The 16,763-nt window shown below is 38.3% G+C and carries 13 protein-coding genes and 1 tRNA gene; 12 read left to right on the top strand and 2 right to left on the bottom strand.

The genetic code is table 11. The annotated features are described in order from the left end of the window. Positions 1–2 precede the first annotated feature (2 nt). The 8 genes from lgt (at position 3) to whiA (ending at position 10,865) form a co-directional block, all read left to right on the top strand. The gene (lgt, locus tag RZ55_RS01910; protein WP_034531938.1) at positions 3–824 is read left to right on the top strand and encodes a prolipoprotein diacylglyceryl transferase; all 822 of its coding nucleotides are present in this window, start codon (positions 3–5) and stop codon (positions 822–824) included. A gap of 21 nt (positions 825–845) precedes the next feature. After that, positions 846–1,862, top strand: a complete 1,017-nt coding sequence (locus RZ55_RS01915) for an NAD(P)H-dependent glycerol-3-phosphate dehydrogenase (protein ID WP_034531940.1) — start codon at positions 846–848, stop codon at positions 1,860–1,862. A gap of 44 nt (positions 1,863–1,906) precedes the next feature. Then, the gene (gene galU, locus RZ55_RS01920; protein ID WP_034534640.1) at positions 1,907–2,782 is read left to right on the top strand and encodes a UTP--glucose-1-phosphate uridylyltransferase GalU; all 876 of its coding nucleotides are present in this window, start codon (positions 1,907–1,909) and stop codon (positions 2,780–2,782) included. A gap of 84 nt (positions 2,783–2,866) precedes the next feature. Next, positions 2,867–3,790, top strand: coding sequence for a thioredoxin-disulfide reductase (gene trxB, locus RZ55_RS01925; protein ID WP_034531944.1), 924 nt, complete (start codon positions 2,867–2,869; stop codon positions 3,788–3,790). Positions 3,791–3,949: 159 nt separating this feature from the next. Next, positions 3,950–5,956: an excinuclease ABC subunit UvrB gene (gene uvrB, locus RZ55_RS01930; protein ID WP_080997692.1), complete on the top strand. Its 2,007-nt coding sequence runs from the start codon at positions 3,950–3,952 to the stop codon at positions 5,954–5,956. A gap of 12 nt (positions 5,957–5,968) precedes the next feature. Beyond that, the gene (uvrA, locus tag RZ55_RS01935; RefSeq protein WP_057175621.1) at positions 5,969–8,824 is read left to right on the top strand and encodes an excinuclease ABC subunit UvrA; all 2,856 of its coding nucleotides are present in this window, start codon (positions 5,969–5,971) and stop codon (positions 8,822–8,824) included. Positions 8,825–8,928: 104 nt separating this feature from the next. Continuing rightward, complete coding sequence (locus tag RZ55_RS01940) at positions 8,929–9,915, top strand: gluconeogenesis factor YvcK family protein (protein ID WP_053792518.1); 987 nt, start codon at positions 8,929–8,931, stop codon at positions 9,913–9,915. A gap of 11 nt (positions 9,916–9,926) precedes the next feature. After that, positions 9,927–10,865, top strand: a complete 939-nt coding sequence (gene whiA, locus RZ55_RS01945; RefSeq protein ID WP_034531949.1) for a DNA-binding protein WhiA — start codon at positions 9,927–9,929, stop codon at positions 10,863–10,865. Positions 10,866–10,917: 52 nt separating this feature from the next. Here whiA and clpP read toward each other — a convergent pair whose 3' ends face one another. Then, positions 10,918–11,511 carry an ATP-dependent Clp endopeptidase proteolytic subunit ClpP gene (clpP, locus tag RZ55_RS01950; RefSeq protein ID WP_034531950.1) on the bottom strand — a complete coding sequence of 198 codons (594 nt, stop codon included), beginning with the start codon at positions 11,509–11,511 and terminating at the stop codon, positions 10,918–10,920. Positions 11,512–11,609: 98 nt separating this feature from the next. After that, a tRNA-Arg gene (locus tag RZ55_RS01955) sits at positions 11,610–11,681 on the bottom strand. A gap of 254 nt (positions 11,682–11,935) precedes the next feature. Here RZ55_RS01955 and gap point away from each other — a divergent pair. The 4 genes from gap (at position 11,936) to eno (ending at position 16,680) form a co-directional block, all read left to right on the top strand. After that, positions 11,936–12,949: a type I glyceraldehyde-3-phosphate dehydrogenase gene (gene gap, locus RZ55_RS01960; protein ID WP_034531952.1), complete on the top strand. Its 1,014-nt coding sequence runs from the start codon at positions 11,936–11,938 to the stop codon at positions 12,947–12,949. A gap of 163 nt (positions 12,950–13,112) precedes the next feature. Then, positions 13,113–14,327, top strand: a complete 1,215-nt coding sequence (locus RZ55_RS01965; protein ID WP_053791565.1) for a phosphoglycerate kinase — start codon at positions 13,113–13,115, stop codon at positions 14,325–14,327. A gap of 173 nt (positions 14,328–14,500) precedes the next feature. Beyond that, positions 14,501–15,262: a triose-phosphate isomerase gene (tpiA, locus tag RZ55_RS01970; RefSeq protein ID WP_041152544.1), complete on the top strand. Its 762-nt coding sequence runs from the start codon at positions 14,501–14,503 to the stop codon at positions 15,260–15,262. A gap of 98 nt (positions 15,263–15,360) precedes the next feature. After that, a complete protein-coding gene (gene eno / locus RZ55_RS01975; protein WP_034531957.1) occupies positions 15,361–16,680 on the top strand; it encodes a phosphopyruvate hydratase in 1,320 nt (439 codons plus the stop codon). Positions 16,681–16,763: the final 83 nt, after the last annotated feature.

Genomic DNA, 16,763 nt, shown 5'->3' on the forward strand with positions numbered 1-16,763 from the left:
AAATGTCAATTGCGTTAAATCCAATTGCGTTTAATCTGGGACCTATCTTAGTTCACTGGTACGGGATTTTTATTGCCACCGCAGTACTAATCGCCGTTTACCTTTCAGTTAAGGAAGGAAGAAAACGCGGGATTCAACCAGATAATATTTACGATATGATTCTATGGGCTTTGCCAGTGGCAATCATTTGTGCCCGTATTTATTATGTTGTATTTCAATGGTCATACTACAGCCAACATCTAAATGAGATTGTTAAGATTTGGGATGGGGGAATTGCCATCTATGGTGCCTTGATTGGTGCGTTTGTCGTGGTATTCTTATACTGTAGAAGTAAATTAATCTCAGTTTGGGCAATGCTTGATGTGATTGCACCAACTGTGATTATGGGCCAAGGAATTGGTAGATGGGGAAACTTCATGAACCAAGAAGCTTTTGGTAAGATTACCAGCTTAGCGTTCTTGAAGTCACTACACCTACCTAATTTCATTATTAACCAAATGTTTATTCAAGGATTTTATCGCCAACCAACATTCCTGTATGAATCACTATGGGACTTGTTAGGATTTGTTCTATTGATGAATCTTCGTCAAATCCAAGGGTTCTTCAAACGTGGTGAAGTGGTATTATCTTACGTTATTTGGTACTCATTTGGTCGATTCTTTGTCGAAGGGATGAGAACAGATAGCTTAATGCTATTTGGTGGAATTCGAGTTTCACAATTATTATCGATTATCCTATTCGTGGGAGCAATCGGATTAATGATCTATCGTCGCAAAAATGATTCTGATTTGCCTTACTACCTTGATGGTAGCAAGTTACAATAAATTTAAGGAGCTATATTTATTATGGTAGAAAAAATTGCAGTGTTAGGAGCAGGCTCATGGGGAAGCATGCTTGCTAATATTTTAGTTGAAAATGGTAATGAAGTGCGTTTATGGTCATACAAACAATCACAAGTTGATGAACTAAACAACAAGCACACAAACGAAAAATACATCAAAGATTTTACATATCCAAAAGAACTAGTTGCTTATGCTGATATGAAGGAAGCAATTAGAGGCGTAGATGATATTTTATTTGTTGTTCCAGCACAAGTTACAAGAAGTACTGCAAAACAAGTAAACGAAATCCTAGAAGAACTAGACATGAAGGTAAACATTATTCATGGTAGTAAAGGGATTGAACAAAAGACTTACAAACGTATGTCAGAAGTTCTAGCTGATGAAATCGATGAAAGTCATCGTAAATCAATCTCAGTTATTTCAGGTCCTAGTCAAGCAGAATCAGTTGCTAAACACGATATTACTTTGGTAACTACTGCTTCAGAAAACATCAAAGATGCTGAACATATTCAATCATTATTCATCAATGATTACTTCAGAGTTTATACTAATGACGACATCATCGGTGTTGAAATTGGTGCAGCTCTAAAGAACATTATTGCTATTGGTGCCGGTGCACTTTACGGTCTAGGTTACGCTGACAATGCTAAAGCAGCATTGATGACTCGTGGTCTTGCCGAAATTTCTCGTTTGGGAACTTCATTCGGTGCTAACCCATTAACATTCACTGGTCTATCAGGATTCGGTGATGTGATCGTTACTGCAACAAGTAGTGACTCACGTAACTGGCGTGCAGGATATCAACTAGGTAAGGGAGAGACCTTAGATGATATCGTTAAGAACATGGGAATGGTTATTGAAGGTATCGCAACTGCAGAAGCTGCATACGAACTAGCCAACCAACGTGGCATTGACATGCCAATTACTTCAGCAATCTACAAGGTACTACACAAGGAAATTACAATTGATGATGCAATTTCTCAACTAATGCACCGTAAGGGTAGAGCTGAATTAGATTAATATTTAAGAAATAGGAAAATATGAGAAAATAGGAGTTTATATTCATGAAGAAAATCAAAAAAGCAATTATCCCAGCAGCAGGTTTAGGAACTAGATTCCTACCAGAAACTAAGGCAATGCCAAAGGAAATGCTACCGGTAGTTGATAAGCCAGCTATTCAACTAATCGTTGAAGAAGCTATCGCATCAGGAATTACTGACATTTTAATTATTATTGGTAAGGGTAAACGTGCTATTGAAGATCATTTCGATTCAAACACTGAACTTGAATTGAACCTTGAATCAAAAGGTAAGGATGAAATGCTAAAGGCTGTTAAGGAAACTAACGGTTTGAACATTTACTTTAAGCGTCAAGAACATCCTAATGGTCTAGGTGATGCTGTTCATACTGCTAAGAGTTTCGTTGGTGAAGATCCATTTGTTATCATGCTAGGTGATGATTTGATGACAGATGAAACTCCATTAACTAAGCAATTAATCGACAGTTATGAAGAAACAGGTTCATCAACACTTGCTGTTATGAAGGTTCCTCATGAAGACACATCAAAATATGGTGTTATCAACCCAGCTAAGGAAGTTAGCGATGGTTTATACGATGTTACTAATTTCGTTGAAAAGCCAAACCCAGAAGATGCTCCAAGTGATTTAGCAATTATTGGTCGTTACCTATTAACTGCAGACATCTTCGACATCCTAGAAAACACTAAACCTGGTAAGGGTAACGAAATTCAATTAACTGATGCCATCGATACTCTAAACAAAAAGGGTAAGGTATACGCTCACGAATTCAAGGGTGACAGATATGACACTGGTAATAAGTTCGGTTGGTTACAAACTAACATCGAATTTGGTCTAAAACACCCAGAAGTTTCTGATGAATTAAAACAATACATCAAGGACTTAGCTAAGAAGTTAGATTGAAATTAGTTTGTGTGCAAATTAATGGACAAATGTTTTATATGATAGTAAAGTATCATATATTAATTCAATGAAAGGAGGAGCTTAATTATGGAAAAATATGACGTAATTATTATTGGTGCAGGTCCTGGTGGAATGACATCTGCACTATATGCTTCTCGTGCAAATTTATCAGTAATGATGATTGACCGTGGTATCTACGGTGGTCAAATGAACAACACTGCTGAAATCGAAAATTACCCAGGATTTAAGTCAATCCTAGGTCCAGATTTAGCGAAAGAAATGTATGAAAGTTCCACAAACTTCGGTGCCAAGTACGAATATGGAACAGTTGAATCAATCGAAGACAAAGGTGATTCTAAGATTGTTAAGACTGACCAAGGTAGCTATGAAGCAGGTGCTGTTATCATTGGTACTGGTTCACAATACAGAAAGCTAGGCGTTCCTGGCGAAGACGAATATGGTGGAAGAGGTGTCTCATACTGTGCCGTATGTGATGGGGCATTCTTCAAGAACCGTGAAGTTGTCGTTGTCGGTGGTGGAGATTCAGCTATCTCTGAAGCACTATACCTTGCAGGTTTAGCTTCAAAGGTTACGGTTATTCACCGTCGCGATCAACTACGTGCACAAAAGGTTATCCAAGACCGTGCATTTGCTAACGACAAGATTGAATTTGTTTGGGACACTAACGTAACTGAAGTTGTTGGTGACAACATGAAGGTTACTGGTGTTAAGACTATCAACAACAAGACAAACGAAGAAGGCGAAATCGCTGCTTCAGGTGTCTTCATCTATGTTGGTAACAACCCAATGACTGAACCTTTCAGTAACTTAAACATTACTGACGAAAAAGGTTGGATCAAGACAAACGAACGTATGGAAACTTCAGTAAAGGGTATCTTTGCTATTGGTGACGTACGTGAAAAAGAATTAAGACAAGTAACTACTGCTGTTGGTGACGGTGGTATTGCTGGTCAAAACGCATTCGAATACGTATCTTCATTACACTAAAAAGTGTGATTAAAAAGACTGGTCTAATGGCCAGTCTTTTTTGTGCCTACAAGGAGAACATTAGTTTTAGAAAGTTTGTTCGTATGTTAGAATATTATTAAACTACAGTGAACGAGCCTAGAGCTCCGAGTTAAAAACAAAGGAGGACTTTGTTTGGAAATAAAACGTGAAGAGAACAATAAATTTGATTTAGTTTCGAAATACAAACCTACTGGAGACCAACCTGAAGCAATTAGTAAGTTAACTAAGGGTGTATTGGATGGTCAAAAGAACCAAATCTTATTAGGTGCTACTGGGACAGGTAAGACCTTTACCATTTCTAATGTGATTAAAAACGTTAATAAGCCCACATTGATTTTGTCTCATAATAAGACACTTGCTGGTCAACTATACAGTGAGTTTAAGGAATTCTTCCCTAACAATGCGGTTGAATACTTTGTCAGTTATTATGATTACTATCAACCGGAAGCTTACGTTCCATCCAGTGATACCTACATTGAAAAGGATTCTTCAATCAATGATGAAATTGATAAACTTCGTCATGCGGCTACTAACTCATTGCTTACTAGAAATGATGTTATTATCGTCGCATCCGTATCATCAATCTTTGGATTAGGTAGCCCTAAGGAATACTACAAGCACACCATTCCATTGAGTGTTGGTCAACAAATTGAAAGAGATGAACTACTTAGAAAGTTAGTCGAAATTCAATTTGATAGAAACGATATCGATTTCCAACGTGGTCGTTTCAGGGTCCACGGGGATGTTGTCGACATTTTCCCAGCTTCTGGGGATCAACATGCATACCGAGTTGAATTCTTCGGTGATGAAATTGATTCAATCAAAGAAATCGATACATTGACCGGTGAATTCATTGGTAAGAAAGACGACATCATCATCTTCCCAGCGACCCACTTCTTGACCGATGATCAAAACATGGATCACGCTTTAAAGGGCATCAAGGAAGAAATGAAGGAACAAGTTGCCAAATTTGAAAAAGAGGGTAAGTTACTAGAAGCCCAACGCTTGAAGCAACGTACCACATACGATATCGAAATGATGGCCGAAATGGGTTACACCAACGGGATTGAAAATTATTCCAGATATATGGATAACAGAAAACCGGGTGAAGCTCCTTACACATTACTAGATTTCTTCCCAGACGATTACTTGTTAGTTGTCGATGAATCTCACCAAACATTGCCACAAGTAGGTGGAATGTATAATGGTGATAAGGCCAGAAAAGAACGTTTAATCGAATATGGATTCAGACTTCCAAGTGCTCTGGACAATCGTCCATTGAAGATGCCTGAATTCAAAGAACGTGTTAACCAAGCCATCTACATGTCAGCGACTCCTGGTCCACGTGAACTAGAAGAAACCGCTGAAAAGAACATCGTTCAACAAATCATTCGTCCAACTGGACTATTGGATCCAACTGTCGAAGTGCGTCCAATCATGGGTCAGATGGATGACTTAGTTGGTGAAATCAACGAACGAATTGCCAAGAACGAAAGAACGTTTGTAACCACCTTGACCAAGAAGATGTCCGAAGATTTAACCGACTATCTAAAGGACTTAGGAATTAAGGTTGCATACCTACATTCTGACGTTAAGACGCTTGAACGTACCAGAATTATTCGTGATCTTCGTTTGGGTAAATACGATGTATTGGTTGGAATTAACCTTCTAAGAGAAGGAATCGACGTTCCTGAAGTATCCTTGGTTGCCATCTTGGATGCCGATAAGGAAGGTTTCCTAAGAAATGAACGTTCATTAATTCAAACCATTGGTCGTGCCGCCAGAAATGAAAATGGTGCGGTTATTATGTATGCTGATAACATGACCGACTCAATGCAAAAAGCGATTGATGAAACCGCTAGAAGAAGAAGTATTCAAAAGAAATATAACGAAGACCATGGTATTACACCACATACCATCAAGAAGCCAATTAGAGACCTTATTAGTTACGACAATAATAAGAATGACGATTCTTCAGAAGACCACTCATTTGTAGAATCAGACTTCCAAAAGCTATCTAAGAAGGATCAAAAGCAAATGATTGAAACATTGACCAAAGAAATGAAGCATGCAGCTGCTAAACTTGATTTCGAAAAGGCGGCAGCTTTGCGTGATACTGTCATGGAATTAAAGGGTCAAATGTAAGGGGGCAAAAACTTGCAAAACGATAAAATTGTCATTAAAGGTGCTAGAGCACATAACTTAAAAGACATCAGTGTTGAAATTCCTAAGAACAAATTGACTGTTATGACCGGTTTATCAGGTTCAGGAAAGAGTTCATTGGCATTCGATACACTATATGCTGAAGGACAACGTCGATACGTTGAAAGTTTGTCTTCATACGCACGTCAATTCTTGGGTCAAATGGATAAACCAGACGTTGATTCAATCGAAGGCTTGAGTCCAGCGATTGCGATTGACCAAAAGACTACTTCCAAGAATCCACGTTCAACAGTTGGAACCGTTACTGAAATTAACGACTACTTTAGATTGTTATGGGCACGTGTTGGAACGCCAATCTGTCCAAACGATGGGACCAAGATTACCAGACAATCAATTGATCAAATGATTGATGAAGTCCTTGCGTTACCTGAAAGAACTAAACTTCAAATCTTATCACCAGTCGTTAGACAACAACGTGGTCAACACAAGAAGGTTATCGATAAGATTAAACGTGAAGGTTTCGTTAGATACCGTGTAGACGGTGAAGTTCACGAAATCGAAGATGACGTTCAACTAGACAAGAACAAGTACCACGACATTGAAATCGTGGTTGATAGAATCATCGTTAAAGATGGTATTAAGTCTCGTTTATCAGACTCACTTGAAACCGCATTGAGACTAAGCGATGGTTATGCCGTTGCCGACTTAATGGGTAAGAGTGATAACTTGATTTTCTCCGAACACTACGCATGTCCACTTTGTGGATTTACCGTTAGTGAATTGGAACCACGTCTATTCTCATTCAACTCACCAATTGGTGCATGTCCAAGCTGTGATGGTTTAGGGATGAAACTAGAAGTAGATGAAAGCCTAGTTGTTCCTGACAGGGATAAGACATTAAATGAAGGGGCAATTGAACCCTGGAATCCAATTAGTTCCAAGTTCTATCCAAGCTTGCTAGAACAAGCCTGTGAAGCCTTTGGTATCGATATGGATACTCCGTTTAAAAAGCTTCCTAAGAAGCAACGTGACCTAATTTTATACGGCTCAAACGGGAAAGAATTCCACTTCCATTTCAACAGTAACTTCGGTGGAATTAGAGACACCGATGCACCTTTTGAAGGGGTTATTAACAATATTGACCGTCGTTACAAGGAAACTAATAGTGATTTCACTAGAGACCAAATGCGTCTATATATGACTGAATTAACATGTCAAACCTGTTACGGTTTCCGTTTAAACAAGGAAGCACTAAGTGTGAAGGTGGATGGCTTAAACATCAGTGAAGCTACTGACCTAGACGTTGTTAAAGAACTAACCTTCTTCTCGCAATTGAAGTTTGGTGAAAAGGATAGTGTCGTTGCCAAACCAATTCTAAAGGAAATCATTGATCGATTAACTTTCTTAAAGAACGTGGGATTGGATTATCTAACACTTTCCAGAACCGCCGGAACTCTATCTGGTGGTGAATCACAACGTATTCGTTTAGCCACTCAAATTGGTTCAAACCTATCAGGGGTGCTATACGTATTGGACGAACCATCAATTGGTTTACACCAACGTGATAACGACCGTTTGATTTCTTCACTAAAATCAATGCGTGACTTGGGTAATACCTTAGTTGTCGTAGAACACGGTGAAGATACCCAACGTTCTGCTGACTACATCGTTGATATCGGACCTGGTGCCGGAACTAATGGTGGAAAGGTGATGGCCGTTGGAACTCCCGATGAAGTCGCTCAAAACGACAACTCATTGACTGGTCAATACCTATCAGGTAAGAAGTTTGTTCCAGTTCCATTAAAACGTCGTAAGGGTAACGGTAAGAAGATTAAGGTTACCGGCGCTTCTGAAAACAACTTGAAGAACGTTACAGCCGAAATTCCATTGGGTGAATTTAACGTTGTAACTGGGGTTTCAGGATCAGGTAAATCAACATTGATTAACCGCATTGTCAAACGTGCAATTGCTCAAAAACTAAACCACAACTCCGAAAAACCAGGTAAGTACAAGTCAATCTCTGGTTACAAGAATATCGATAAGCTAATTAACATTGACCAAAGCCCAATCGGAAGAACTCCTCGTAGTAATCCGGCAACATACACCGGAGTATTCGACGACATTAGAACATTGTTTGCTGAAACTAACGAAGCTAAACTTCGTGGATACCAAAAGGGTCGTTTCAGTTTCAATGTTAAGGGTGGTCGTTGTGAAACCTGTCATGGGGATGGAATTCTAAAGATTGAAATGAACTTCTTACCAGATGTTTACGTGCCTTGTGAAGTTTGCCATGGTAAACGATACAATGCTGAAACACTGGAAGTAGAATACAAAGGCAAGAATATTTCCGATGTCTTGGACATGACCGTTGATCAAGCACTAGATTTCTTCTCATCAATTCCAAAGATTACTAGAAAACTAGAAACCATTGATGAAGTAGGTTTAGGCTACGTTCAACTTGGCCAATCAGCAACTACCTTGTCTGGTGGGGAAGCACAAAGAATGAAGCTAGCTTCTGAACTATACAAGAAGTCAGCTGGAAATAACTTGTACATCTTAGATGAACCAACCATTGGTTTACACACAGATGACATTAACCGTTTGTTAGTCGTCCTACACGAACTAGTCGAACAAGGCAACACTGTTTTAATTATCGAACATAACCTAGACGTGATTAAGACTGCCGATCACATTATCGACCTTGGACCTGAAGGAGGAGACGGTGGTGGTGAAATCATTGCTACTGGAACTCCTGAAGAAATCGTGAAGGTCAAGGAAAGCTATACTGGTCAATACTTAAAGCCAGTCTTAGAGCGTGATACCAAACGAACTAAAGAATCAAGAAAATAAAAAAAGCGTGATGACACGCTTTTTTATTTGACTTTGAAATGACACGCCCGGGTATGTGTGTTATACTTTCTTAGTTGAAAAAATTGAAAGGAGGAAACGATTGGATGAAAGACAAGAAAGCTAGAAAAAACGTTGTCGTCATCGGTGGCGGAACTGGTTTACCAGTAATCTTAAACAACCTAAAGAATGAAAATGTCGACATCACCGCGATTGTTAACATCTCGGATGACGGTGGATCATCAGGTCGTTTGCGCAATGAAATTAATATTGTTCCTCCTGGAGATATTCGAAATGTCTTAGTTTCATTATCTAACTTGTCGAAGGACAAACTGGACTTATTTCAATATCGTTTTAAAAAAGGCGATCATTTCTTGTCTGAACATTCGCTGGGTAATTTAATCATTGCTGCGATGACAGAAATGAAGGGTGATGTGAACATCGCCGTTGAAGCACTAAGTCAGATGATGGAAATCACTGGTAAGATTTATCCAGCCACCAACGAGAAGTTACAGCTATGCGCTGAATTCGAGGATGGTTCAACCATGACTGGTGAATATGAAATTACCTATGCGGATAAAAAAATTAACCGCGTTTGGGTAGAATCCAGTGACAATCAAGACGAAATTCCACATGCTAACCAAAAGGTCATTGATGCCATTTTGGCTGCTGACCTGATTGTGTTAGGCCCGGGCAGTTTATTCACCAGCATATTGCCAAACCTAATGATTAAGAACCTAGGAGAGGCTGTTTTAGCGTCTAAAGCACAGGTGGTGTACATTTGTAATATCATGACGCAAAAGGGCGAAACTGACCATTTTTCAGACGCTCAACACGTTGAAGTGTTGAACCGTCACATGAAGTCCAACTTCATTGATGTCGTAATCGTAAACAAACAACCAGTTGATACCGATTTAATTAATCGAGAAGTGTTTAACGAGATTGAAAATCCGGTTAAACATGATGAAAAAGCAATTCAGGCAATGGGATGTGAATGCATTTATGATGACTTCTTAATGTTAAGTCACCAAGGGGCATTCCATGATGGAAAAAAGGTTGCCGATACATTATTCAAACTTGTTTCAAAAAGATAGGATGATTAAAAATGTCATACGCAAGTGACGTAAAAAAGGAGCTAACGACTCTAGAAGTTCATAAAGAAAACGCCAAGGCAGAATTAATGGCGTTAATTCGAATGAACGGTTCGATTTCGTTAGCCAATCACAAAATTATTTTAAATATTCAAACCGAAAACCCAGCCATCGCTCGTCGTATCTATAAATTGATTTTAGAATTCTACGAGGTGGAAAGTAAGCTTGTTGTTAGAAAGAAAATGAAGTTAAACAAGAACAATGTTTACGTCGTAAGAATTGCTAACCAAGCTCAAGCAATTTTAGATGATTTAGGGATTTTTGATAACTACCAAATAGTGGAAAGAGTGCCAATCGAATTACTAAAGGATGATTCTCAAGTGAGATCATATCTAAGAGGGGCCTTTTTAGCTGGGGGTTCTGTTAACAATCCAGAAACTTCTAGATACCATCTAGAAATCTATTCATTGTACGAAGAACACAATGACATGATTTCAGAAATGATGAATAAATACGAATTGAATTCAAGAACTACCGATCGAAGAAGTGGATACATCACATACTTGAAGGAAGCTGAAAAGATTGCTAACTTCTTGCAATTAATTGGTGCAACTAATGCGATGTTGAAATTCGAAGATGTCAGAATCATGCGTGATATGAGAAACTCTGTGAACAGATTAGTAAACTGTGAGAATGCTAATATGAACAAGGTTGCTAATGCTTCAACTAAGCAAATTTCTAATATTCAATTCATTGATGACACTGTCGGATTAGATAAGTTACCTGAAAAACTATATGAAGTTGCCATCACCAGAATGAAGATGCCAGAAGTTAGTTTGAAGGAATTAAGTGAGTCATTGCCAAGTGGGGCGATTTCTAAGTCAGGAATCAACCACCGCTTGAGAAAGATTAATGAATTCGCTGATAAAATTAGAGAAGAAGCCGTTTCATAAAAAGGCACAAAAAAAGACGTTAACCGAAGTTAACGTCTTTTTTATTATCTAATTATTTTCTTTCAGAACTGTTAGTCATGATGCTATCAATCAATCCATAGTCAACAGCTTCTTGAGCGCTTAAGTACTTATCACGTTCAGTATCTAGGTTAACCTTTTCAATTGATTGACCTGAGTTTTGAGCTAAGATTTCGTTGATCATCTTTCTAGTCTTTAAGATTGATTCGGCAGCAATAGCAATTTCAGTTTGTTGACCTTGAGCACCACCAGAAGGTTGGTGAATCAATACTTCAGAGTGAGGTAGAGCAAAACGCTTACCCTTAGTACCTGAAGAAGCCAAGACACTGGCCATTGATGCAGCCATACCCATAACGATAGTTTGAACATCAGCCTTGATGAATTGCATAGTGTCGTAGATGGCCATACCGGCTGTTACAACACCACCAGGTGAGTTGATGTATAAGTAGATGTCTTTTTCAGAATCTTGTGCATCTAGGAATAATAATTGAGCAATGATGGTGTTTGCCATGTTGTCTTCAATTGGACCAGATAACATAATAATTCTGTCTTTTAATAATCTTGAGTAAATGTCATATGCGCGTTCACCGTTTGATGATTGTTCAATGACAGTTGGGACTAAATTCATAATTTTATCCTCCCTTGCTTTCAATTCAATTTGAATTATATTAATTTTATCTCAATGGTCAATTAAGGTCAAATGATTTTATCTGACTTAATCACCAATGCATCTGGAGGGAATCGAACCCCCATCGAAAGAACCGGAATCTTTAGTGCTATCCATTACACTACAGATGCATTTCAACAGGTTAAACTATAAATGAAAAGGGGGTTAAATTCAAGAAACACACTGAGGTAATTGATTTGCAAACTAAAATTGGCACTGATATACTTAGAGTGTAAGGATTTGATACAGAAAATAACTGTTACAAATTAGTACTGGTTATTTTTTTAAAATTACTGAGCATGTATTATAGACTGATCGGTAAAAAAGTAGTAGTATTTAATCCGTACGTAGTACTCAAATTTATTTCTCTAGGAGGAAAACAGTTATGACTGTAAAAATTGGTATTAACGGTTTTGGTCGTATTGGTCGTTTGGCTTTCAAACGTATCCACGAACTAAACTCAGACGATATTGAAGTTGCTGCTATTAATGATTTAACAACTCCTTCAATGCTTGCATACTTATTAAAATATGATTCAACACATGGTAAATTCCCAGGTGAAGTTACTTCAACCGATAACGGAATCGTTGTTGACGGTAAGGAAGTTCCAGTTTACGCTGAACGCAATGCCGCTGACCTACCATGGGTTAAAAATGATGGTGTTGACTTTGTACTAGAATGTACTGGTTTCTACACTTCAGAAGAAAAATCACAAGCTCACTTAGACGCTGGTGCAAAGCGTGTTCTAATCTCTGCACCTGCAGGTCAAATCAAGACTGTTGTTCCTGGTGTTAACTTGGATACTCTAACTGCTGACGACAAGATCGTTTCAGCTGGTTCATGTACTACAAGTAGTATCGCTCCTACAGCATACTTCTTAAACAAAGACTTTGGTATCAAAGTTGGTACTATGACTACTATCCACGCATTCACTTCAACTCAAGCTATCCTAGATGGCCCTCGTGGTAAGAAGTTCAGAAACAACCGTACTGCTTCAACTAACACTATTCCTCACTCAACTGGTGCTGCTAAGGCCTTAGGTCTTGTTGTTCCAGAACTTGATGGTAAGTTAAACGGTGTGGCTCAACGTGTTGGTATCGTTGACGGTTCATTAACTGAATTAACTGCTATCGTTGACAAGAAGAACGTTACTGCTGACGAAGTTAACGCTAAGATGAAAGAATACACTGAAGGTAACGAAGCATTTGGTTACAATGATGAACCAATCGTTTCAAGTGATATCATTGGTGATACTCACGGATCAGTATTTGATGCTACTCAAACTGATGTTACTACTTTTGGTGATGACCAACTTGTTAAGGTATGGTCATGGTACGATAACGAATGGGGCTTCACTTGCAACATGGTTCGTACTTTACTACACTTCGCTCAACTATAATCTAAATTATAATTTAGCAAGGCATAAGGTGGAGGAGGCAATTGCCTCCTCCATTTTTTATAACAATTACTTTCTGCTTAGAAATTCTTTGAAATAAAGAAATAAATGAAGTATATTGAAATTGTTACATCAATTTTAAATAATTTTTGGGAGGTAATCTAGATTGGCTAAGACAGTTGTTTCTGATTTAGATTTAAAAGGCAAAAAAGTTTTAATGCGTGTCGACTTCAACGTTCCTATTAAAGACGGTGTTGTTGGTGACACAAGTCGTATCGTTGGTGCTATTCCAACAATCAAATACGTAATCGAACATGGTGGAAAGGCAGTTCTATTCTCTCACCTTGGTCGTATCAAGACTGAAGATGACAAGAAGGAACTATCATTACGTCCAGTTGCTGCAAAGCTTTCTGAACTAATTGACAAACCTGTTACTTTTGTTCCCGAAACTGAAGGTGCAAAGCTTGAAGAAGCTATCAACAACATGAATGATGGTGACATCGTTGTTGTTGAAAACACTCGTTTTGAAGATGTTGTAAATGGTGAAAACGTAAAACGTGAATCTGGTAACGATCCTAAGTTAGGTCAATACTGGGCTTCACTAGGTGATTGCTTCGTAAACGATGCATTCGGTACTGCTCACCGTGAACATGCTTCAAACGTTGGTATTGCACGTGCAATGGAAGCAGAAAACAAGCCAGTTGCCGCTGGTTTCCTAATGGAAAAAGAAATTAAGTTTATCGGTGGTGCCGTAAACAATCCTAAACGACCATTTGTTGCCATCTTAGGTGGTGCAAAGGTTTCAGATAAGATTGGTGTTATCGATAACCTATTAGACAAGGCTGACCACATCATCATTGGTGGTGGTATGACTTACACATTCTACGCAGCTAAGGGATTCACTATTGGTAACTCATTAGTTGAAAAGGACAAGATTGACACTGCTAAGGAAATCCTAGCAAAGGGTGGCGACAAGATCGTTCTACCTGTTGACTCAGTTGTTGCTCCAGAATTCAACAATGATGCACCTACTCAAGTAGTTGGTGAAAACATTCCTGATGGCCAAATGGCACTAGACATTGGCCCTAAGAGTATCGAACTATTCGAAAACGTTCTAAGAGACGCTAAGACTGTAGTTTGGAACGGACCTATGGGTGTATTTGAAATGAGTAACTTTGCTAAGGGTACTCTAGCTATTGGTAAGTTCTTAGGTGACTTAACTGACGCTACTACTGTTGTTGGTGGTGGTGACTCAACTGCCGCATGTAACGAACTAGGTGTAGCTGACAAGCTATCACACGTTTCAACCGGTGGTGGTGCTTCACTAGAATACATGGAAGGTAAGACTCTTCCAGGTATCGCCGCTATTACTGATAAATAAGAATAATATCTTTTTAAGATTCGATGTATAACATCGGGTCTTTTTTTTGTATAATAAAAGGAGTGAAATTTTTATTAAAACAGCATGCGCAATTTGTTAATATCAATTATTTAGTGATATTATTGATATATAGCGATTTGTAATAATCTGTTTAAAAGAATAGGAGGTAAAAAATGAGAACTCCTTTTATCGTTGGAAATTGGAAAATGAATTTAACATTACATGAAGTTGAAGAATTCTTAGATGCAGTCAAAGGAAACCTACCAGATCCTAAAGACGTTGAATGCGCAATTGCTGCATCATCAATTTACATGGATGTATTAACTAGATTTTGTAAAGAAGAAACAAATCTAAAAACTGCCGCCCAAAACTGTTTCTACAAAGATTCAGGTGCATACACCGGCGAAGTAAGTCCGATGGCACTTGCTGATATGGGCGTTAATTACGTTATGTTAGGTCATTCAGAACGTCGTAAATATTTTGGCGAAACCAATAAGATGATTAACAAAAAGGTTAAGGCCGTTTTAGCTAACAACATGGTGCCAATTATTTGTTGTGATGAAACAATGGCCAAGAGAAAGACCTATGATGAAATGAACTGGGTAGTAAATCCAGTCATTGAAGCATTAAAGGGGATTTCAGAAGACGATGCTAAAAAGATTGTTATTGGTTATGAACCAAGTTGGGCAATTGGAACTGGAAAATCAGCCAGTGGTGCTGAAATTCAAGAAGCATGTTTTCTAATTCGTGAAACATTGAAAGATTTGTATGGTGATGATATTGCCAACCAAATCCGAATCGTTTACGGGGGAAGCGTTAACGCTAGAAATGTTTCAGAAATTATGAGTCAAGATGATGTTGATGGGGTCTTACCTGGAAAGAGTAGTTTAAAGGCCAAAGAATTCATCAAAATTGTCAATTACCAAAATAATTAGCAGATTGAACAGTTTTTTATTGAAACTTGGTCTGTAAAATAATAAAATGAAGGTAGCCTTGATTCCGAGGTAACAACTTTCATTAAGGAGAGAATAAAATGTCAATTATTTCAGATATTTATGCTCGAGAAGTACTAGATTCTCGTGGAAATCCTACAGTTGAAGTAGAACTATATACTGAAGCAGGTGCAATGGGACGCGGTATCGTTCCTTCAGGTGCATCTACTGGTGAACACGAAGCCGTTGAATTACGTGACGGTGATAAAAACCGTTTCATGGGTAAAGGTGTTACTAAGGCTGTTAACAACGTTAATAACATTATCGCTAAGGAAATCGTAGGTTACGATGTAACTGATCAAGTTGCTATTGATGAAGCTATGATTAAATTAGATGGTACTCCTAACAAAGGTAAGTTAGGTGCCAACGCTATTTTAGGTGTTTCATTAGCTGCTGCACGTGCTGCTGCTGATGAACTAGGTGTTCCTTTATACAACTACTTAGGTGGTTTCAATGGACACGTATTACCAACACCAATGATGAACGTTATCAATGGTGGTAAGCATGCCAACAACAAAGTTGACTTCCAAGAATTCATGATTATGCCTGTTGGTGCGGAAACTGTTAAAGAAGCCGTTCGTATGGGTTCAGAAACTTTCCACAACTTAAAAGCTATCTTGAACGAAAAAGGTTACTCAACTGCCGTAGGTGACGAAGGTGGTTTTGCTCCTGACTTGAAGAACAACGAAGAACCATTCGAAATCTTAGTAGAAGCTATCCAACGTGCTGGTTACAAGCCAGGTAAAGACGTTTCAATCGCCTTTGACTGTGCTGCTTCAGAATTCTACGATGCAGAAACTAAGAAGTACAACTTAGTAGGTGATGGTAAGTCATACTCTGCTGATGAATTTGTTACATTACTAGAACAATTAGTTGACAAGTACCCAATTATCTCAATCGAAGATCCATTGGATGAAAACGAATGGGCAGATTGGCAAATGGCTACTGAACGTCTAGGTAAGAAAGTTCAAATCGTTGGTGACGATTTATTCGTAACTAACACTGATTACCTACAAAAGGGTATTAAGATGGGTGTTGCTAACGCAATCCTTATCAAGCTAAACCAAATTGGTACTTTAACAGAAACTGTAAACGCTGTTGAAATGGCTAAGGAAGCTAACTACACAGCTATCATCTCACACCGTTCAGGTGAAACTGAAGATACTACAATTTCTGACTTAGTTGTTGCTCTAAACGCTGGTCAAATTAAGACTGGTTCAATGAGTCGTGGTGAACGTATCGCTAAGTACAACCAACTAATGAGAATTGAAGATCAATTAGCTTCAGTTGCAGAATACAAGGGTATCAACTCATTCTACAACCTAACTGAAGAAGCTCGTAACAACGTTATTAACAAATAATAACTAACTGTTACTAAAAAAAGCATTGAATTATTTCAATGCTTTTTTTGTACATAAAATTATATGGTATGATTGTTATACCA

It is taken from the genome of Apilactobacillus kunkeei (assembly GCF_001421115.1).
Taxonomy (GTDB): domain Bacteria; phylum Bacillota; class Bacilli; order Lactobacillales; family Lactobacillaceae; genus Apilactobacillus; species Apilactobacillus kunkeei_F.

What these genes read in the sequence shown, in the direction of transcription:
- lgt (WP_034531938.1), top strand. Translation starts at nt 3, where the DNA reads ATGTCAATTGCGTTAAATCCAATTGCGTTTAATCTGGGACCTATCTTA.
- RZ55_RS01915 (WP_034531940.1), top strand. Translation starts at nt 846, where the DNA reads ATGGTAGAAAAAATTGCAGTGTTAGGAGCAGGCTCATGGGGAAGCATG.
- galU (WP_034534640.1), top strand. Translation starts at nt 1,907, where the DNA reads ATGAAGAAAATCAAAAAAGCAATTATCCCAGCAGCAGGTTTAGGAACT.
- RZ55_RS01940 (WP_053792518.1), top strand. Translation starts at nt 8,929, where the DNA reads ATGAAAGACAAGAAAGCTAGAAAAAACGTTGTCGTCATCGGTGGCGGA.
- whiA (WP_034531949.1), top strand. Translation starts at nt 9,927, where the DNA reads ATGTCATACGCAAGTGACGTAAAAAAGGAGCTAACGACTCTAGAAGTT.
- clpP (WP_034531950.1), bottom strand. Translation starts at nt 11,511, where the DNA reads ATGAATTTAGTCCCAACTGTCATTGAACAATCATCAAACGGTGAACGC.
- gap (WP_034531952.1), top strand. Translation starts at nt 11,936, where the DNA reads ATGACTGTAAAAATTGGTATTAACGGTTTTGGTCGTATTGGTCGTTTG.
- tpiA (WP_041152544.1), top strand. Translation starts at nt 14,501, where the DNA reads ATGAGAACTCCTTTTATCGTTGGAAATTGGAAAATGAATTTAACATTA.
- eno (WP_034531957.1), top strand. Translation starts at nt 15,361, where the DNA reads ATGTCAATTATTTCAGATATTTATGCTCGAGAAGTACTAGATTCTCGT.